The following is an 18,922-nucleotide window of genomic DNA, read 5'->3' on the forward strand; positions in this document are numbered from 1 at the left end:
GTGGTTCGATGAATCAGGCAACCGTGACCGCGGCCATTGCGCTGCCGCAGCCCGGTGCACGGCTCCGTGCGCGCGCTTCGCGCCGTCCGCGGCAACTGCCCGGACGGCGTGCGCTGCGAGCAGCCGTCAAACGGCTTCGCGCAACAGCCCCGCGATTTCCGCTTCGTTCAGGTGCGGCGCGAACATCTCGATCAACCGGTACGCATACGCGCGCAGGAACGCGCCCTTGCGCAGCCCGACGCGCGTCGTGCTCGCCTCGAACAGGTGCTGCGTATCGAGCGCGACGAGCCCCGTGTCGCGCTGCGGATCGTAGGCCATCGCCGCGACGACGCCGATCCCCATTCCGAGCTCGACGTAGGTCTTGATCACGTCCGCGTCGATCGCGGTCAGCACGACGTCCGGCACGGCGCCCGCCTGCGTGAACGCCTGGTCGATGTGCGAGCGGCCCGTGAAGTCCTGGTCGTACGTGATGATCGGATACTCGGCGATTTCCTCGAGCGTCAGGTTCTCGCGGCCGACGAGCGGATGGCCCTTCGGCACGACGACCGTGTGATGCCACGAATAGCACGGGAACGTGACGATGTCCGGATAGCGGTCGAGCGCCTCGGTCGAGATGCCGAGATCGGCTTCGCCGTTCAGGATCATCTGCGCAATCTGCTGCGGGCTGCCCTGGCGCAGCGCCAGATGCACCTTCGGGAACACGTCGGTGAACTGCCGGATCACCTTCGGCAGCGCGTAGCGCGCCTGCGTGTGCGTCGTCGCGACGACGAGGTGGCCGCTGTCCTGGTCGGCGAACTGGCGCGCGACGCGGCGCAGGTTCTCGGCGTCGAGCAGCATCCGCTCGATCAGCTGGTGCACGGCCTTGCCGGGCTCCGTGAGCCCCGTCAGCCGCTTGCCGCGCCGGATGAAGATGTCGACGCCCAGTTCATCCTCGAGATCCTTGATCTGCTTCGACACGCCCGACTGCGACGTGTACAGCACGTTCGCGACTTCCGTCAGGTTCATGTTCTGGCGCACCGCTTCGCGCACGAACCGCAATTGCTGAAAATTCATGGGTATGCCTCTTAGGCTGTCGTTGTTTGATTGTCGATTCGGAGCATGTTCCGCCCCCTGCCCTGTATTTGCTCGTCAACGCGCGGGAAACACACGCACCGCGCGCGGCACGGCCGTCGCACCGTCGCCGACCTGCAGCGACAGCGCCCGCCACGCATCGCGATCGAGTTCCGCCTCGAGCGCACCGCCCGCGCGCGCCTCGAGCTCCACGCGCACCGACCCGCCGAGCGGGATCACGCGGCGCACGTCCACCGCGATGCCGTCGCGGTGCCCTTCGCCCACCGGCCACAGCTGCAGGTCGTGCGGGCGCACGTAGGCGTTCGCGGGGCCCGCGAAATCGGCGTCGACCTCGATCGGCGCAGCCGCGCCCTCGGCGACGAAGCCGCGCCCGGCCACCGTGCCCGGCAGCCGGTTCGCCGCGCCGAGGAACTCGTACACGAATGCGCTTTGCGGATGATCGTAGACGTCCTGCGGGCTGCCGACCTGCTCGACGTGGCCGCGATTCAGCACGACGATGCGATCGGCGACTTCCAGCGCCTCTTCCTGGTCGTGCGTGACGAAGATCGTCGAGATGTGCAGGTCGTCGTGGAGCCTGCGCAGCCAGCCGCGCAGTTCCTTGCGGACCTTCGCGTCGAGCGCGCCGAACGGCTCGTCGAGCAGCAGCACCTTCGGCTCGACCGCGAGCGCGCGGGCGAGCGCGATGCGCTGGCGCTGGCCGCCCGACAGCTCGGACGGATAGCGCTGCGCGAGCCAGTCGAGCTGCACGAGCTTGAGCAATTCGTGCACCTTCTCGCGAATCGCGGCTTCCGACGGCCGCTCGCGGCGCGGCTTCACGCGCAGCCCGAACGCGACGTTCTCGAATACCGTCATGTGGCGGAACAGCGCGTAGTGCTGGAACACGAAGCCGACCTGGCGGTCGCGCGCGCCGACCGACGCGACGTCGAGCCCTTGCAGCACGACCTGGCCGGCGTCCGCGTGCTCGAGGCCCGCGATCACGCGCAGCAGCGTGGTCTTGCCGCACCCGGACGGCCCGAGCAGCGCGACCAGTTCGCCCGGCGGAAAGTCGAGCGACACGTTGTCGAGCGCCGTGAAATCGCCGAAGCGCTTCTGAAGGTTACGGACGGTGATACCCATTCTGGTTGCCTCTTTACGATTTCGACGAAACGGCGGGGCCGGCATGTGCGGGAACGGTGTCGCTCGCGCCGGCCAGTTCGGCGGCGAGATGACGCTCGGCGATCAGCTTCAGCGCGAGCGTGACGAGCGCGAGCAGCGCCAGCACCGACGCCACCGCGAACGCCGCCGCGAAGTTGTATTCGTTGTACAGGATCTCGACGTGCAGCGGCATCGTGTCGGTCTGGCCGCGGATATGGCCCGACACCACCGACACCGCGCCGAATTCGCCCATCGCGCGCGCATTGCACAGGATCACGCCGTACAGCAGGCCCCACTTCACGTTCGGCAGCGTCACGCGGCGGAAGATCTGCCAGCCCGACGCGCCGAGCACGCGCGCGGCTTCCTCCTCGTCGGTGCCTTGCGCCTGCATCAGCGGAATCAGCTCGCGCGCGACGAACGGGAACGTGACGAAGATCGTCGCGAGCACGATGCCCGGCACCGCGAAGATGATCTGCACGTCGTGATCCTGCAGCCACGGCCCGAGCCAACCCTGCGCGCCGAACAGCAGCACGTACACGAGGCCCGAGATCACCGGCGACACCGAGAACGGCAGGTCGATCAGCGTCGTGAGCAGCGCCTTGCCGCGGAATTCGAATTTCGCGATCGCCCACGACGCGCACACGCCGAACACGAGGTTCAGCGGCACGGCGATCACGGCGACGGTCAGCGTCAGCTTGATCGCCGACCACGCGTCGGGATCGGCCAGCGATTCGAGATAGAAGCCGACGCCCTTGCGCAGCGCCTCGACGAACACCGCGGCGAGCGGCACGACGAGGAAGAACGCGAGGAACGCCAGCGCGATGCCCGTGAGCAGCCAGCGCACGACGCGCGACTCGCTGACGGGGTCGAGCCGTTTCGCGGCGCGCACGGCCGGCGACGGGGTTTTCAGCACGACGGTGGCCTCCTGGCTCATTGCTGGCCTCCTGCTGCGACGGCGGTGACGGTGGCGGGCGCGGGGCCGCTTGCGCCCTTGCTCGTCCTGCGCTGCAGGTACCACTGCAGCGTGTTGATCAGCAGTAGCATCAGGAACGACACGACCAGCATCACGACCGCCAGCGCGGTCGCGCCCGCGTAGTCGTACTGTTCGAGCTTCGTGATGATCAGCAGCGACGTGATCTCGGATTTCATCGGTACGTTGCCGGCGATGAAGATCACCGAGCCGTATTCGCCGAGCGCACGCGCGAACGAGAGCGCGAAGCCGGTGAGGAGCGCCGGCAGCACGGCCGGCAGCACGACGCGGCGGAACGTCAGCCAGCGCGATGCGCCGAGGCACGCGGCCGCTTCTTCCTGCTCGCGCTCGAAATCCTCGAGCACCGGCTGCACGGTGCGCACCACGAACGGCAGCCCGATGAAGGTCAGCGCGACGAGCACGCCTGCCGGCGTGAACGCGATCTTGATGCCGAGCGGCGCGAGATACTGGCCGACCCAGCCGTTGGTCGCGTAGACGGCCGCGAGCGAGATGCCGGCGACCGACGTCGGCAGCGCGAACGGCAGGTCGACGATCGCATCGACGAGGCGCTTGAACGGGAACGTGTAGCGCACGAGCACCCACGCGACGAGGAAGCCGAACACGGCGTTGATCAGCGCGCCGCCGAGCGCGGCCGAGAACGTCAGCCGGTACGACGCGAGCACGCGCGGCGACGTGACGGCGGTGACGAACTGATCCCACGACAGCGTCGCGGTCTTCAGGAACGTGGCGGCGAGCGGAATCAGCACCACGAGGCTCAAATAGGCCACCGTGATGCCGAGTGTCACGCCGAAGCCAGGCAGCGCGCTCGGCTTGCGAAAGGTGTACGTCGTCATCGGATGCTCTTGCTGGGTCGATGCTGCTCACGGGTCCGACGCAAACGCCGGCGCAGTGCATCGCGCCGGCGAACCGTCGGGGATGCGGCGCGCTGCGTGGCGCGCCGCTGTCGTTATGGCGTTACTGCGGCTTGTAGATCGAGTCGAACACGCCGCCGTCCGCGAAATGCGTCTTCTGTGCGTTCGTCCAGCCGCCGAACGTGTCGTCGACCGTGTACAGCTTCAGCTTCGGGAACTGCTTCGTCAGTTCCGCCGGCACGTTCTTCGAGCGCGGCCGGTAGTAGTTGCGCGCCGCGATCTCCTGGCCCTGCGGGCTGTACAGGAAGTTCAGGTACGCTTCGGCCAGCTTGCGCGTGCCCTTCTTGTCGACCACCTTGTCGACCACCGCGACGGGCGGCTCGGCCAGGATGCTTACCGACGGCACGACGATCTCGAACTTGTCGGTACCGAACTCCTTCACCGACAGGAATGCCTCGTTTTCCCATGCGATCAGCACGTCGCCGATCCCGCGCTGCACGAAACTCGTCGTCGCGCCTCGCGCGCCCGAATCGAGCACGCCTGCGTTCTTGTAGAGCTTCGTGACGAATTCCTTCGCCGTCTGCTCGTTGCCGCCCGGCTTGTGCACTGCGTACGCCCATGCGGCCAGGTAGTTCCAGCGCGCGCCGCCCGACGTCTTCGGGTTCGGCGTGACGATCGAGATGCCCGGCTTGGTCAGGTCGTCCCAGTCCTTGATCCCCTTCGGATTGCCCTTGCGCACCAGGAACACGATCGTCGACGTGTACGGCGACGCGTTGTCGGGCAGACGCTTCTGCCAGTCCTTGTTCACGAGCCCCTTGTTCGCGATCGCATCGATGTCGTACGCGAGCGCCAGCGTGACGACGTCGGCCTGCAGGCCGTCGAGCACCGAGCGTGCCTGGGCGCCCGAGCCGCCGTGCGACTGCTTGAAGTTGACGGTCTCGCCCGTCTTCGCCTTCCACTCCTTGCCGAACGCCTGGTTGAAGTCCTGATACAGCTCGCGCGTCGGGTCGTACGACACGTTCAGGAACGTCGTATCGGCCTGGGCATGCGTCGCGACGCCCAGCGCCGCCGCCGCGCCCAGCGCGAGTGTTGCGATCAGGCGGCCCACTCCGCCCACCAGCCCCGTATTGCGCTTCGCCATCCTTGGTTCTCCAGTGTTGTCGGTATTGCGATGTCGGGCCAGTCTAACGAACGGGTTACATGATTAAAAATAATCGTTCCTTATTTTTTAATACTCAAAAGTGCTAACGCAGACGGGATGGATGGTTGCGGCAGATAAACCGCCGTCCGGACGTCGCGAAATCACGTCGGAACCGGCGCGATCGCGTCGAACCTCAAGTAACGCTTGAAATTCGCGAAGTACTGTATAAAAATACAGCTCACTGTCTATCCATACAGTTCAGCCATGACCAAACTCACCGCCCGTCAGCAGCAAGTGTTCGACTTGATCCGTCGCGCGATCGAGCGCTCCGGATTCCCGCCCACCCGCGCCGAGATCGCGGCCGAACTGGGCTTCAGCTCGCCGAATGCGGCCGAGGAGCACCTGCGTGCGCTGGCACGCAAGGGCGTGATCGAACTGGCTGCCGGCGCGTCGCGCGGCATCCGCCTGCTCGGCATCGAAGACGCCCCGCACCAGTTCACGCTGCCGCATGCCGGCCTGATGCAGCTGTCGCTGCCGCTCGTCGGCCGCGTCGCGGCCGGTAGCCCGATCCTTGCGCAGGAGCACATCTCGCAGCACTACGCGTGCGATCCCGCGCTGTTCACGAGCAAGCCCGACTACCTGCTGAAGGTGCGCGGCCTGTCGATGCGCGACGCCGGCATTCTCGACGGCGACCTCCTCGCCGTGCAGAAACGCACGGAAGCGAAGGACGGCCAGATCATCGTCGCGCGTCTGGGCGACGACGTCACGGTCAAGCGCCTGATGCGCCGGCCTGGCGGTCTCGAGCTGATCGCGGAGAACCCGGATTACGAAAACATCTTCGTCAAGGCCGGCAGCGCGGAATTCGCGCTGGAAGGCATCGCCGTCGGGCTGATCCGCTCGGGCGAACTCTGACATTCCGTCTCGCTAGGAGAACATCATGGAACGCCTTGCCCGCCTGCTGCCTTTCCGTCAATTCGGTCGCCTGCGCCATCTGCGCGGCCGTACGCCCTGCGCACCGCTGTCCGCGGCCGCGCCCGTGCAAGAAGAAGTCGCAGTCGAACGGCAGGCGTCCCTGCTGCCGTCGGCGCTTCCCGCGTTCGCGCGGGTATCGCTGAACGCCGGCCTGAATCATGCGGAACCCGCCCGCCGCGCGCCGGTACGCGTCTATCACGGCCGTTCGCGCCTGATCATGGTCGGCACGATCGATGCCGTATGCCGGATGATCGACCGCTGCATCGCCGAGGAACGATCGGCTACGCCTGGCGGTCTCTGATTGCGGAACATCCCCGCACCGGAGGCAACGTGACTGGATCTTCGGGCCGCGCATGGCGGCTCAAGCCCCTGCTGATCGTCGTGCTGGCCATCGCCGTCGTGTCGACGATCGGCTATGCGTACGCGTCACCGTACGTCGCGCTCGGTCGCCTGAAATCGGCGATCGACGCGCGCGATGCGCAGGCCATCAGCGAATATGTCGATTTCCCGTCGCTGCGCATCAGCCTGAAGCAGCAGGTCACGGAAGAGTTGATGCGCCGGATCGACGCGGTGAAGAAGAACAATCCGTTCGCGGTGATCGGCGCGCTGATCGGGTCCGCACTGGTCGGGCCGCTGGTCGATGCGTACGCGACACCGGACGGCGTGGCCGCGCTGATGAGCGGAATGCCGCCGCGCGGCAATCCCGGCGAGCGCCCGCCCGAATGGTCGAATCAGCCGCAAGGCAATGCACCGGCCGACACACCAGCGGCACCGCCGGCGAGCCCGGCACCGGCAAGCGCTGCCGCTCCGGGCAACAACGCGGCAACTGCGTCATCCCCGGCACCCACCCCTGCCGCACCGGCCAGCGCGAACGATGCAACGCATTCGCCGCATCAGCAGCAAACCAGTGCGGGATACCGGAATTTCGATGAATTCGTCGTGACGTACCAGCGCAGCGCCGACGGCACGCGCTATGCGGCGATATTCCACCGCTTCGGACTGTTCTCGTGGAAATTGTCCGCGATCGACCTGCACGCGTAACAGCGGCGCGGGTCCCGCGCCGCTGATGCGGCACGGCGCCTGACCGGCGCGCATCGCCGGTCGGGCCGTCATCGAATCATTCGATCATTTGCCGTTCGCCATGGCGGCTTCGCGCTCGCGTGCGATTTCTTCCTTCTGCTCCTGTGCCGACGAACACGCCACCAGGATGCTGCAATTCACGCGATCGAGCAGTTGCGTATTGCCCGACCCCATCCACCATCTCGACAGCCCGCTGCGGCACCTGTGGCCGACGACGACGAGGTCGGCCTTCAGCTCCGTCGCGAGATTCGCGATTTCGTCGATCGGATAGCCGAATGCGAAATGGCCTTCGGCCTGCACGCCGCGCTCGCGCAGCCAGTTCACGCCTTCCTGCAGGATCTCCCGCGCGGTTTCCTCGAAGCGCCCGCACGCGACATCGGTCAGCAGGCCTGCGCTTTGCGCAATGCTCGAACGCATGTCGACGACCGACAGCAAGTGCGTTTCAGCCTTCAGGTCCATTGCGAGATTGGCACCGCAGCGCAGTGCCTTGCGCCCTTCGAGCGTGCCGTCGTAGCACAGCAAAATCTTGTTGTAGCTAGCCATGAAACCTCCCTATCGCGACAACGAGCCTACGCATTCATCATGGTGCGCCGCAATTCAGGACGCAAGGGATGGAAAACGCTGATTCGCCCCGCTCGGCCCGTGCGCGATGATGCAGTGCACGATCGGTGCGCGCATGCATCGCACCGTGCAGGCATGCCCTGAAGAGACGCAGCCGATGCACTAGAATGGCCCGTTCGTACTCCAGCGGGCCATCACTACGCAGGCGCCGCGCGCTTCGGTCATGCTCGTGTGACACGCATTCGCGCGATCCGTTCGCCAGCCGGCCGCGCATCGGGCAGCCAGGTGCCCGCTTACAACGACAACATGCCCATGTCCGTCACACCGATCGAGTTTCGCAACGTCGAAAAGCGCTATGGCGACAAGGTCGTCGTCAACGGCCTGTCCTTCAACGTGCAGGCCGGCGAATGCTACGGTCTGCTCGGGCCGAACGGCGCAGGCAAGACCACCACGCTGAAAATGCTGCTCGGCCTCGCGCACCCCGATGCCGGCACCATTTCCCTGTGCGGCGAACCGGTTCCATCGCGTGCGCGGCATGCACGCCAGCGCGTCGGCGTCGTCCCGCAGTTCGACAATCTCGACCCCGACTTCACCGTGCGCGAGAACCTGCTCGTGTTCAGCCGCTATTTCGGCATGTCGGCACAGGCTGCGCGCGCACTCGTACAGCCGCTGCTCGAATTCGCGAAGCTCGAGAGCAAGGCCGATGCGAAGGTCGGCGAACTGTCGGGCGGCATGCGACGCCGTCTCACGCTCGCCCGCGCGCTCGTCAACGATCCCGACGTGCTGGTGCTCGACGAGCCGACGACCGGCCTCGATCCGCAGGCACGGCACCTGATGTGGGAGCGGTTGCGCTCGCTGCTCGCGCGCGGCAAGACGATCCTGATCACCACGCACTTCATGGAAGAAGCCGAACGCCTGTGCGACCGGCTGTGCGTGATCGAGGAAGGTCGCAAGATCGCCGAAGGCGCGCCGCACGCGCTGATCGAATCGGAGATCGGCTGCGACGTGATCGAGATCTACGGGCCGGATCCGGCCGCCCTGCGCGACGAGTTGTCGGGATTCGCGAAGCACACCGAGATCAGCGGCGAGACGCTGTTCTGCTACGTGAGCGACGCTGAGCCGCTCAGTGCGCGACTCAAGGGTCGTACGGGGTTGCGCTATCTGCATCGCCCGGCCAATCTGGAAGATGTGTTCCTGCGGCTCACGGGCCGCGAAATGCAGGACTGATCGATCATGGACGTGCGCAACTATTCCGCCGCCACACCGTCCGCGCCGCTGCGCGAGTCACGCTTCGCGATCGCGATGCCCGCGAACGCAACCAACTGGATTGCCGTCTGGCGACGCAACTATCTCGTCTGGCGCAAGCTCGCACTCGCGTCGATGTTCGGCAATCTCGCCGATCCGATGATCTATCTGTTCGGGCTGGGTTTCGGGCTCGGCCTGATGCTCGGCCATGTCGACGGCGTGTCGTATATCGCGTTCCTCGCGGCCGGCACGGTCGGGTCGAGCGTGATGATGTCCGCGAGCTTCGAGTCGATGTATTCGGGCTTCTCGCGGATGCACGTGCAGCGCACGTGGGAGGCGATCATGCATACGCCGCTCGCGCTCGGCGACATCGTGCTCGGTGAGATCGTCTGGGGCGCCAGCAAGGCGATGCTGTCGGGGGTCGCGATCATGCTGGTCGCGGGCGCGCTCGGCTATGCGCAGTTTCCGTCGATGCTCGCGGCGCTGCCCGTGATCGCGCTCGCGGGCCTCGCGTTTGCCAGCATCGCGATGATCGTCACGGCGCTCGCGCCGTCCTACGATTTCTTCATGTTCTATCAGACGCTCGTGCTGACGCCGATGCTGCTGCTGTCGGGCGTGTTCTTCCCGATCACGCAGTTGCCGCCGCTCGCGCAGCTCGCGGCGCAGGCGCTGCCGCTCGCGAACGCGGTCGAGCTGATCCGGCCCGCGATGCTCGGCCGGCCGGCAACCGACATCGTGCTGCATGTCGCGGTGCTCGCCGGCTACGTGCTCGGCGGATTCCTGCTGTCCGCGTGGCTGTTCCGGCGGCGGATGATGCGCTGACGGCCGGCGCGCGAGGCGCCGGCTTCATGCGACGACGTTACTCGTCGTCGTCGCTCCACGGAATCTCGACGTCGGTCAGGAACGCGACGGTCGCGAGCGGGCCGCCTTCCTGGCGACCGAGCTTGCCGTCCGCGCGATGCCATTCGACGCGGAACTGCGTACCCGGATCGTCCGCAACCAGATAGACCGTGCGCAGTTCTTCCTTTTCGGCCTCGTCCACCGGGCCGTCGAACGACACCAGCATCTTCTGCGGCCAGAGGCCGTTGACGGGATCGTAAATGCGGTCGCCCTGCGGAATGTCGATGCTGGCTTCCACACCGATCGTTGCGGAGGCCTCGATGATCATCATGCCGAGTGCGCTCAGCACGGCAGTCGCCCGCGCGGAATTGGCCTGGCGGATCGCGAGATCGCCGCGCGTCAGCGCCTTTTCGAGTCGAGGATGAATCTTCGGTTGGGTCATGCGTTTTCCTGTTTGCTTCTTGTAAAGGGCGCCGCACGCGTGACGCGGCGGCGCCGGATGAATATGAATGCGGCTATCGCACCGGGCCTGCGCGCGTCAGAATCCGAACGCGATCGCGAGCAAGCCGCTCACGATCCCGAACACGACGACGAGCGCCGCGACGATCGCCAGCATGGTCGGCTTGAACGAACGCGCGAGCATCGCGAGCGACGGCACGCTGATCGGCGGCAGCGTCATCAGCAGCGCGGCGGCCGGCCCGACGCCCACGCCGAGCGACAGCATCGCCTGGATAATCGGCACCTCGCCGGCCGTCGGGATCACGAACAGCATGCCCGCGACCGCGAATGCGACGATCCAGCCGAGATGATTGCCGATGTCCGGGCCGATATGCGGGAACAGCCATGCGCGCGCGGCGCCGAGCAGCAGCACCAGCACGATGTATTCGGGCACGAGCCGCACGGCCATGCGCGCGAGCAGCTTCACCCAGCGCACGAACGGATTGCCGGCCGCGGCCTGCTCTGCCGCCAGCGCGGCGAGCTGCGTATCGTCGATGCTGCGGTCTTCCGGACGCGCAATGCGGTTCAGCAGATAGCCGATGCCGAACACCATCGCGATGCCGAGCACGAAGCGCAGCGCGCTCCAGTGCCAGCCGAGCACGAAGCCCATGAACACCAGCGCAGCCGGATTCAGCACCGTGTTGCCGAGCCAGAACGCGACTGCACCGCCCGGCGACGCATGGCGCGCACGCAGCCCCGCGACGACCGGCGCCGCGCAGCACGTGCACATCATCCCCGGCAGCGACAGCAGGCCGCCCGCGGCGACGCTGCCGAACCCGGTACGGCCGAGCACGCGCGCGACCCAGTGCGCGGGCAGCAGCGCCTGCACGGCCGAGCCGAGCAGCAGGCCGAGCACCATCGCCTGCCAGATCGCCTTGCCGTACGCCCACGCGTAGTCGAGCGCGGCCTTCAGCGACGGCTCGGGAGCGGCCGCCGACGTGCCCATCAGGATCGACTGGCCGATCGAATGATGCTCGGCGGCAACGAACGCCTTGTTGTAGTACGGGAACCATTTCACATAGAACAGTCCCGCGACCGCGATCAGCAGGAAGGTCATCCAGCCGAGGGCCGGATTGGGTTGGGTGCGTGTGGTCGTCATCGTGTGGTCGTCGATTGGTTTTGATCGGTTTCGAGTGTCGCGCCTGCAGCAAACGCGGCCGATGCGGGCAGCCCGGCCTGCGCGAGCTGGGCCAGCAGCGTGCGCGCCTGATCGCGCCCGTCGGCCGCGTTGGGCCGGAACGTGAACGTCAGCGCCCGGTTCGGCTTGTTGTATGCCGCGCGGTACGTCCGTGCGTAGGCCGGATCGTAATGCTTGTCGATCAGCTCGGTGAACAGTTCGGCGCGTGCGTTCGCGTCGATCAGCGCCTTCCAGTGCGTCACCTGCTCGCGGCTGTGCAGGCCGATCAGCCGATGGAGCTGCGCCTTGAACGCGTCCGGTTCGTCGAACAGGTGCGCGTAATCGTCGAGGAGGAACGCGATCCGCTCGTCGTGCGCCGCGTCGACGTGCACCCACGGCCCTGCGTGAAACGCTTCGATCAACGCGATCGGCAACTGCACGAGCCCGATCCTGCGGCTTTCCGATTCGACGAACACCGGCCATTCGGGGTCGAAACGCCCCAGCGTTTCGACGAGCCCCGAATCGAACCCCTTCTGCGCCGGCTGCGGCTTGCCTGGCAGCGCACCGAGCAGCGAGCCGCGATGGCATGCGAGCGCCTCGAGATCGAGCGTCTGCGCGCCCACGTCGTGCAGTGCGTTCAGCAGGCGCGTCTTGCCGCAGCCCGTATGGCCGACCAGCGCGATGTAGCGAAAGCGCGTCGGCAGCGAGTCGAGCGTCGCGCACACCGACTGGCGGTACGCCTTGTAGCCGCCGTCGAGCTGGCGTGCCTTCCAGCCGATCAGGTTGAACCAGGTCGTCATCGAGCCCGAGCGCTTGCCGCCGCGCCAGCAGTAGATCAGCGGCCGCCAGTTGCGCGGCCGGTCGGCGAACGTCGTGTCGAGATGGCGCGCGATGTTGCGCGCGACGATCGCCGCGCCGACGCGCGTCGCCTCGTACGGCGATACCTGGCGGTACATCGTGCCGACGAGCACGCGCTCCTCATTGCTGAGGACGGGCGCGTTCAGCGCGCCGGGAATATGGTCCTCGGCGAACTCGAGCGGTGTACGCACGTCGATGATCTCGTCGAACTCGCCGGCGCGATCGAGGGTGACAATCAGGTTCTTCAATTTGGCGTCGAACAGGGGCGATACGGCTCGATGAGCCGTATGGGCACGGAAGGCGGATTGACGATTATCTCACGGGCCGGCGTCTCGGGCCGCGCACGGCAGTCGGCGGCGCCGATGCGACCTGCATCGCGTCGATCAGGTGGTCGCGAAACGCGCGTACCGACGCGGGCAGATCGCGCCCCGCCATCGTCTGTACCTGGATGCTGCGTTCACGCAGTTGCGGGTTCGTCACGGGCACGACGACAAAGCCGTCCGCGTCGAAACGGTCGCGCACCGACAGCAGCCCCGTGAACATCACCGCGCCCGTGCGCCGCGCGTAGCCGTACATCGCCGCCGTGTTGTTGCTCGTCAGTTCGGGCTCGAGCAGCAGCCCGTCCAGCGCGCACGCGATGTCGATCAGCTGGCGCACGGTCGTGCCGGCCTCGGGCAGCACATGCGCGTGCCGCGCGACCTCGGCGAGCGACACCGCGTCGCGCGTCGCGAGCGGATGATCGTGCCGCACCAGTGCGAAGACCGGCGCGCGCTCGGTGTGCTCGACACGGACGCCCTTCTCCGGCGCGAGGCTGAAGGTCAGTGCGATGTCCGCATCGCCGTCGCGCACGCGCCGCGTCGCTTCCGCCGGCGACACGACCCACACGGTGAAATCGACGCCCGGGTGGCGCGCCTTGAAGCTCGCGAGCGCGCCGGGCAGGAAATCGATCGCGAACCCTTCCGAGCACGCGAGCTTCAACAGGCTGCCGTGCAGCGCATCGAGCCCGCCGATGTCCTTCATCACGTGCTCGGCTTCCAGCAGGCTGCGCTGCGCGAACGCCAGCAGCCGCTCGCCGGCCTCCGACAGCGCCATGCCGCGCGGCCGGCGCTCGAACAGCGGCGCGCCGAGCTCGCTTTCCAGCTTCGCGATCTGGCGGCTGATCGCCGACACGGCCACGTGCAGCCGCGCGGACGCGTCGCTGATCGAGCCGGTGCGCGCCACTTCGACGAAATACCGCAACGCCAGGCCATACAGGAAAGCCGCCATCGTTCTGTCCCCGGGCCCTTTCTGGCCGCGCTGCTTTGCCTTTTCGGCAAAGAAAGGTTCGAAATTCGATCATTGTGACAAAAAAAACGGCTTTCTAGAATCGATCGCACTTCATGTTGCACGCGCGCTCCGCGCTTGCAGCGCCCCGTCCGAGGAGACCGACTTGAGCCGTACCGCCGCCATCCAGCACGCGCTGAACCAGTTCGAATCCGGTGCGTTCTTCACGACCCTGAGCCGCCGCGTCGGCCTGCGCACCGAAAGCCAGGACAGCGGCAATGACGCCGCGTTGCACGCGTACCTGACCGACGAGATCGCCCCCGAGGCGGCCCGCCTCGGCTTCACGTCGCGGATCGTCGACAACCCCGTCGACGGCGGCGGTCCGTTCCTGCTCGCGTCGCGCCATGAAGACGACGCGCTGCCGACCGTGCTGATCTACGGCCACGGCGACGTCGTGCGCGGCTACGACGCGCAGTGGCGCGCGCCGCTGTCGCCGTGGACGCTGACGGCCGACGGCGATCGCTGGTACGGTCGCGGCAGCGCCGACAACAAGGGCCAGCACACGATCAACCTGGCCGCGCTCGCGAGCGTGCTCGACGCGCGCGGCGGCCGGCTCGGCTTCAACGCGAAGCTGCTGATCGAGATGGGTGAAGAAACGGGGTCGCCGGGCCTCGACGCACTGTGCCGCCAGGAGCGCGACGCGCTCGCGGCCGACGTGCTGATCGCGTCCGACGGACCGCGCATCGCCGCCGCGCGTCCGACCGTGTTCCTCGGCTCGCGCGGCTCGGTCAATTTCAAGCTGAGCCTGCGCGCCCGCGACGGCGCGCATCACTCCGGCAACTGGGGCGGGCTGCTGCGCAATCCGGCGATCGTGCTCGCGCATGCGCTTGCGAGCCTCGTCGACGCGCGCGGCGCGATTCGCGTCGAGGGGCTGCGCCCGCCGCCGATCCCTGCCGCCGTGCGCGACGCGCTCGCCGACCTCACCGTCGGCGGCGGTCCCGGCGATCCGGCGCTCGACGCCGGCTGGGGCGAGCCCGGCCTGTCCGCGGCCGAGCGCGTGTTCGGCTGGAACACGTTCGAGATCCTCGCGTTCAAGGCCGGCAATCCCGAGCATCCCGTCAATGCGATCCCGCCCGTCGCGTATGCGCACTGCCAGTTGCGCTTCGTCGTCGGCACCGACTGGGAAGCGCTGCGTGCGCACCTGCGCGCGCACCTCGATGCGCACGGTTTCGTCGACATCGAGATCGACGTCGAACGCGGCGCCCCGGCGACGCGCGTGCCGCCGGACGATCCGTGGGTGCGCTGGGCCGTCGCGTCGCTGGCGCGCACGACCGGCAAGAAGCCCGCGATCCTGCCGAATCTCGGCGGCACGCTGCCGAACGAGGTGTTCGCCGACACGCTGGGGCTGCCGACGCTGTGGGTGCCGCACTCGTATCCGGCGTGCTCGCAGCACGCACCCGACGAGCACCTGCTCGCGAGCGTCGTCAGCGAGGGGCTGCAGATGATGGCCGGCCTTTTCTGGGACCTCGGCGACGACGCCCCGCCCGTTCGCCGCGCGGCCTCCGCCGCGGCCGGCGCCGCCCTGTAACGCGCTTCGCCCCTTTCACGGGAGCTGCACATACGATGAACACGACCACCCTGACCTCGCAGGACGCCGCGCGCCCCAGCGCCGCGAAGATCCGGCGCCTCATCTTCGCGGCGTCGATCGGCAACGCGCTCGAATGGTTCGACCTGATCGTCTACGGCTTCTTCGCGGTGACGATCGCCAAGCTGTTCTTTCCCGCGACGAGCGAAGCGACGTCGCTGATGCTGACGCTCGGCACGTTCGGGCTGTCCTACCTGATCCGGCCGATCGGCGGCTTCGTGCTCGGCGCGTACGCAGATCGCGCGGGCCGCAAGGCGTCGCTGCTGCTGTCGATCGCGATGATGATGGCCGGCACGCTGCTGATCGCACTGATGCCGACCTACGCATCGATCGGCATTCTCGCGCCGCTCGGGATCATGCTGTCGCGGCTGATGCAGGGCTTTTCCGCCGGCGGCGAATTCGCGAGCTCGACCGCGTTCCTCGTCGAACACGCACCGCAGCGGCGCGGCTTCATGTCGAGCTGGCAGTTCGCGAGCCAGGGCCTCGCGACGCTGCTCGCGTCGGGCTTCGGCGCGCTGCTGACGGCCACGCTGACACCCGCGCAACTCGAAAGCTGGGGCTGGCGCGTGCCGTTCCTGTTCGGTCTCGCGATCGGCCCGGTCGGGCTGTATATCCGCCGCTACGTCGACGAAGGCGTCGAGTTCAAGACGCAGGCGCGTTCCGCAGCGCCGGTGCGCGAGCTGTTCGCGGAACAAAAGGTGCGCGTGCTGCTGTCGATCGGCGCGCTCGTGATCTCGACCGCGATCAACTACATGATCCTCTACATGCCGACCTACGCGATCAAGCAGCTCGGGCTGCCCGCGTCGACGGGCTTCGCGGCCACGCTCGCGACCGGCTTCGTGCTGACGCTCGTCACGCCGGTCGTCGGCCATCTGTCCGACAGCACCGGGCGGATCCGCATGATGGCGGTCGCGGCACTGCTGATGCTCGTCACCGTGTGGCCGACATTCGCGTGGCTGACGCACCACGCGTCGTTCGCGACGATGCTCGCCGCGCTGGTCTGGATCGGGGTGCTGAAGGCGATGTACTGCGGTGCGCTGCCGGCGCTGATGGCCGAACTGTTCCCGTCGCAGACGCGCGCAACGGGGCTCGCAGTCAGCTACAACACGGGCGTCACGCTGTTCGGCGGCTTTGCGCCGTTCGTGATCACCTGGCTGATCAGCACGACCGGCAACCGGTTGTCGCCGGCGCTCTATCTGATGGGCTGTGCGGTGCTGAGTCTCGCCGCGCTGTTCATCGCGCGCACGCGGCTCAAGATGCGATAACGAAGGAAACGACGGCGCAGCAATGCTCCGCCGCTGCGGCCCGTCGCGGCTTCGCTGCCGCGCGGGCCGCGCGCCGCTTACGGCGCCGGGTTCGGCTGCAGTTCATGTAGCGCGTCGATCTCGGCCAGGATCTCGTCGGACAGCTTCACGTCGATGCTGCCGATGTTCTCCTTCAGCTGCTCGAGCGACGTAGCACCGACGAGGTTGCTGCGCACGAACGGCCGGCTGTTGACGAACGCGAGCGCGAGTTGCGCGGGCGACAGCCCGTGACGCTGCGCGAGCGCGACGTAACGCGACGTTGCCTCGACGGACTGCGGCTTGCTGTAGCGCTGAAAGCGCTCGAACAGCGTGATGCGTGCACCGGCCGGACGCGCGCCATTCTCGTACTTGCCGGACAGCCAGCCGAACGCGAGCGGCGAGTACGCGAGCAGGCCGACGCCGTCGCGATGCGTGAATTCCGACAATCCGTTCTCGAACGTACGGTTCAGCAGGCTGTACGGATTCTGGATGCTCGCGATACGCGGCAGCCCGAGCTTCTCGGCCGCGCGCAGGAACTGCGCGACGCCCCACGGCGTCTCGTTCGACACGCCGATCGCGCGCACCTTGCCGGCCTTCACGAATTCCGCGAGCACGCCGAGCGTTTCCTCGATCGGCACCGTGTAGGCGTCGTCGACCCACGGATACGCGGGACGGCCGAACGTCGTCGTGCTGCGATCGGGCCAGTGCAATTGATAGAGGTCGACATAGTCGGTCTGCAGGCGCTTGAGGCTGCCGTCGAGCGCTTCGGTCAGGTTCTTGCGGTCGAACTGGTTGCCCTCGCCGCGGATATGGCGCGGGTTGTGCGGCTGCCGCGCGGGACCCGCGATCTTCGTCGCGAGCACGATGCGGTCGCGCTGTGCGCGATGCTGCGCGAGCCAGGTGCCGATGTACTGCTCGGTGCGTCCTTGCGTGTCGGGCTTCGGCGGCACCGGATACATCTCCGCGGCATCGATCAGCGTGACGCCCTGGGCGATCGCGTAGTCGATCTGCTCGTGCGCGTCGCGCTCCGAATTCTGTTCGCCCCACGTCATCGTGCCGAGCCCGATCAGGCTGACTTCGATGCCTGAATCGCCGAGTGTGCGGTATTCCATGCTGTTCCTGTCGCGTCGGTGGAAAGCAGGAACGCTATCACATTGAAGCAACCGCTTCAGGCGCGCGCCGCGCACGCTTACAAGCCGCCTTCGGCGCTGATCCGGCGCTTCACGCGTGTGCCCGGACGACAGCGCTGCCGCCTGCCGTTACTGCGGCCGCTGAATGAAGCAGGTCGCCGATGCATGCGCGACGATCTTGTCGTCCGGCGTCTTCAGCGTGCCTTCCGCGACGCCCAGCGAACGCGACAGGTGAATCACGCGCCCTTCGGCGATCAGGTCGACGTCGCGCGGCACCGGCCGCAGCATCTTCACGTGCAGGTCGACGGTGCCATAGCCGATGTCCGCGTCGAGCATCGAGTGCACTGCGCACCCGGTGACCGAATCGAGCACCGTCGCGGCGAACCCGCCATGCACGCCGCCAAGCGGATTCAGGTGCCGGCCGTCCGCCCGCGCGGAAAATTTCACGTAACCGAGCTCGACGTCGAGCGGACGCATCGGAATCGTCTCGGAAATCGATGCGAGCGGCGCATCGCCCGACGCGGCTGCGCGCAACAGATCGAGACCTGACAGGGAAAGCGGATTCATCGGGTTGTCTCCGGGTTGAAAGCGCGTCGCCGCGCGAGTAAGTTCTAAATTGGAACTCATTATTGACAACGACACCGGCCGTTGTCAACGCAGCCGCGACCGCTACGACTGAGGGCGGGTTCTATAATCGAACCCGCTATTTCGCTGAACCGCCGCAAAAGGCAAGAGACTCGACGATGAAATGGGATGACATCGGCACGCTGAACTGTTCGGTCGCACGCGCGCTCGCCGTGCTCGGCGACCGCTGGACCATGCTGATCCTGCGCAACGCGTTCCTCGGCTGCCGCCGCTTCGATGCGTTCCAGACCCAGCTTGGCCTCACGCGCCACGTGCTGGCCGAACGGCTCGCGCGGCTCGTCGACGAAGGCGTCCTGGTCAAGCGCGCGTACCAGGAACGCCCGCCGCGCTTCGAATACCGGTTGACGGACAAGGGCCTCGACCTCTACCCGGCCCTGCTCGCGCTGATGGCGTGGGGAGACCGCTGGAAGGACGACGGCCAGGGGCCGCCGGTGCAATTGCGCCACCGTACCTGCGGCCAGCTGATGCATGCGGTCACCGTGTGCTCGGCCTGCGGCGAACCACTCGATGCACGCGACGTTCAGCCCGAACCCGGGCCCGGGTGGATCGCTTCAGGCGAAACCGGCGTGCCGACGACCAAGGATTGACGCGCACCGC

Annotated in this window: 20 protein-coding genes; 8 read left to right on the top strand and 12 right to left on the bottom strand. The window is 67.2% G+C overall.

Translation table 11 applies throughout. The features are described from left to right. Positions 1–126 precede the first annotated feature (126 nt). The 5 genes from U5798_RS21765 to U5798_RS21785 form a co-directional block, all read right to left on the bottom strand. Positions 127–1,053, bottom strand: coding sequence for a CysB family HTH-type transcriptional regulator (locus tag U5798_RS21765; protein WP_006484201.1), 927 nt, complete (start codon positions 1,051–1,053; stop codon positions 127–129). 75 nt (positions 1,054–1,128) lie between these two features. Further along, positions 1,129–2,187: a sulfate/molybdate ABC transporter ATP-binding protein gene (locus U5798_RS21770; RefSeq protein WP_011545347.1), complete on the bottom strand. Its 1,059-nt coding sequence runs from the start codon at positions 2,185–2,187 to the stop codon at positions 1,129–1,131. A 13-nt stretch (positions 2,188–2,200) separates the two neighbouring features. Beyond that, on the bottom strand, positions 2,201–3,139 hold the full coding sequence (cysW, locus tag U5798_RS21775; protein ID WP_124454993.1) for a sulfate ABC transporter permease subunit CysW: 939 nt from the start codon (positions 3,137–3,139) through the stop codon (positions 2,201–2,203). Further along, the gene (gene cysT, locus U5798_RS21780; protein ID WP_124454991.1) at positions 3,136–4,029 is read right to left on the bottom strand and encodes a sulfate ABC transporter permease subunit CysT; all 894 of its coding nucleotides are present in this window, start codon (positions 4,027–4,029) and stop codon (positions 3,136–3,138) included. The genes cysW and cysT overlap by 4 nt, the downstream gene beginning before the upstream one ends. Positions 4,030–4,150: 121 nt before the next feature. Further along, the gene (locus U5798_RS21785; protein WP_124454989.1) at positions 4,151–5,188 is read right to left on the bottom strand and encodes a sulfate ABC transporter substrate-binding protein; all 1,038 of its coding nucleotides are present in this window, start codon (positions 5,186–5,188) and stop codon (positions 4,151–4,153) included. A 264-nt stretch (positions 5,189–5,452) separates the two neighbouring features. Here U5798_RS21785 and lexA point away from each other — a divergent pair, with 264 nt between their 5' ends. The 3 genes from lexA to U5798_RS21800 are packed head-to-tail and all read left to right on the top strand — an operon-like array spanning position 5,453 to position 7,201. Beyond that, positions 5,453–6,100: a transcriptional repressor LexA gene (gene lexA / locus U5798_RS21790; RefSeq protein WP_006759459.1), complete on the top strand. Its 648-nt coding sequence runs from the start codon at positions 5,453–5,455 to the stop codon at positions 6,098–6,100. Positions 6,101–6,125: 25 nt separating this feature from the next. Then, a complete protein-coding gene (locus U5798_RS21795) occupies positions 6,126–6,461 on the top strand; it encodes a hypothetical protein (protein ID WP_006476078.1) in 336 nt (111 codons plus the stop codon). A gap of 29 nt (positions 6,462–6,490) precedes the next feature. After that, positions 6,491–7,201, top strand: a complete 711-nt coding sequence (locus tag U5798_RS21800) for a DUF2939 domain-containing protein (protein WP_322083159.1) — start codon at positions 6,491–6,493, stop codon at positions 7,199–7,201. Between the two features lie 84 nt (positions 7,202–7,285). On the opposite strand, the gene U5798_RS21805 is transcribed toward U5798_RS21800, so the two are convergent. Then, positions 7,286–7,783, bottom strand: a complete 498-nt coding sequence (locus U5798_RS21805) for a universal stress protein (protein ID WP_124454985.1) — start codon at positions 7,781–7,783, stop codon at positions 7,286–7,288. A gap of 330 nt (positions 7,784–8,113) precedes the next feature. Between U5798_RS21805 and nodI the strand changes: the two genes are divergently transcribed. Then, positions 8,114–9,028, top strand: a complete 915-nt coding sequence (gene nodI / locus U5798_RS21810; protein WP_322083160.1) for a nodulation factor ABC transporter ATP-binding protein NodI — start codon at positions 8,114–8,116, stop codon at positions 9,026–9,028. A gap of 6 nt (positions 9,029–9,034) precedes the next feature. After that, the gene (locus tag U5798_RS21815; protein ID WP_322083161.1) at positions 9,035–9,868 is read left to right on the top strand and encodes an ABC transporter permease; all 834 of its coding nucleotides are present in this window, start codon (positions 9,035–9,037) and stop codon (positions 9,866–9,868) included. Positions 9,869–9,905: 37 nt separating this feature from the next. Here the strand turns inward: U5798_RS21815 and U5798_RS21820 are convergent, their stop codons facing one another. The 4 genes from U5798_RS21820 to U5798_RS21835 all read right to left on the bottom strand — a co-directional run bounded on the left by U5798_RS21820 (position 9,906) and on the right by U5798_RS21835 (position 13,625). Continuing rightward, positions 9,906–10,328, bottom strand: coding sequence for a hypothetical protein (locus tag U5798_RS21820; RefSeq protein WP_185658217.1), 423 nt, complete (start codon positions 10,326–10,328; stop codon positions 9,906–9,908). A 96-nt stretch (positions 10,329–10,424) separates the two neighbouring features. After that, the gene (locus tag U5798_RS21825) at positions 10,425–11,483 is read right to left on the bottom strand and encodes a permease (protein ID WP_322083162.1); all 1,059 of its coding nucleotides are present in this window, start codon (positions 11,481–11,483) and stop codon (positions 10,425–10,427) included. Next, the gene (gene mnmH, locus U5798_RS21830) at positions 11,480–12,607 is read right to left on the bottom strand and encodes a tRNA 2-selenouridine(34) synthase MnmH (protein ID WP_124454975.1); all 1,128 of its coding nucleotides are present in this window, start codon (positions 12,605–12,607) and stop codon (positions 11,480–11,482) included. The genes U5798_RS21825 and mnmH overlap by 4 nt, the downstream gene beginning before the upstream one ends. A gap of 64 nt (positions 12,608–12,671) precedes the next feature. Continuing rightward, entirely contained in the window at positions 12,672–13,625 is a 954-nt protein-coding gene (locus tag U5798_RS21835) for a LysR family transcriptional regulator (protein ID WP_322083163.1), read from the bottom strand. A gap of 163 nt (positions 13,626–13,788) precedes the next feature. Between U5798_RS21835 and U5798_RS21840 the strand changes: the two genes are divergently transcribed. Together U5798_RS21840 and U5798_RS21845 are read left to right on the top strand one after the other, a co-directional pair. Next, complete coding sequence (locus U5798_RS21840; protein ID WP_322083164.1) at positions 13,789–15,210, top strand: M20 family metallopeptidase; 1,422 nt, start codon at positions 13,789–13,791, stop codon at positions 15,208–15,210. A gap of 35 nt (positions 15,211–15,245) precedes the next feature. Beyond that, a complete protein-coding gene (locus U5798_RS21845) occupies positions 15,246–16,532 on the top strand; it encodes an MFS transporter (RefSeq protein WP_322083165.1) in 1,287 nt (428 codons plus the stop codon). Between the two features lie 77 nt (positions 16,533–16,609). Here U5798_RS21845 and U5798_RS21850 read toward each other — a convergent pair whose 3' ends face one another. Together U5798_RS21850 and U5798_RS21855 are read right to left on the bottom strand one after the other, a co-directional pair. Further along, positions 16,610–17,662, bottom strand: a complete 1,053-nt coding sequence (locus U5798_RS21850) for an NADP(H)-dependent aldo-keto reductase (RefSeq protein ID WP_322083166.1) — start codon at positions 17,660–17,662, stop codon at positions 16,610–16,612. Between the two features lie 147 nt (positions 17,663–17,809). Continuing rightward, entirely contained in the window at positions 17,810–18,247 is a 438-nt protein-coding gene (locus tag U5798_RS21855; protein ID WP_322083167.1) for a PaaI family thioesterase, read from the bottom strand. Between the two features lie 176 nt (positions 18,248–18,423). On the opposite strand from U5798_RS21855, the gene U5798_RS21860 reads away from it, so the two are divergent. Then, a complete protein-coding gene (locus tag U5798_RS21860) occupies positions 18,424–18,912 on the top strand; it encodes a winged helix-turn-helix transcriptional regulator (RefSeq protein WP_124454964.1) in 489 nt (162 codons plus the stop codon). Positions 18,913–18,922: the final 10 nt, after the last annotated feature.

Source organism: Burkholderia sp. BCC1972, assembly GCF_905339605.1.
Lineage (GTDB): Bacteria > Pseudomonadota > Gammaproteobacteria > Burkholderiales > Burkholderiaceae > Burkholderia.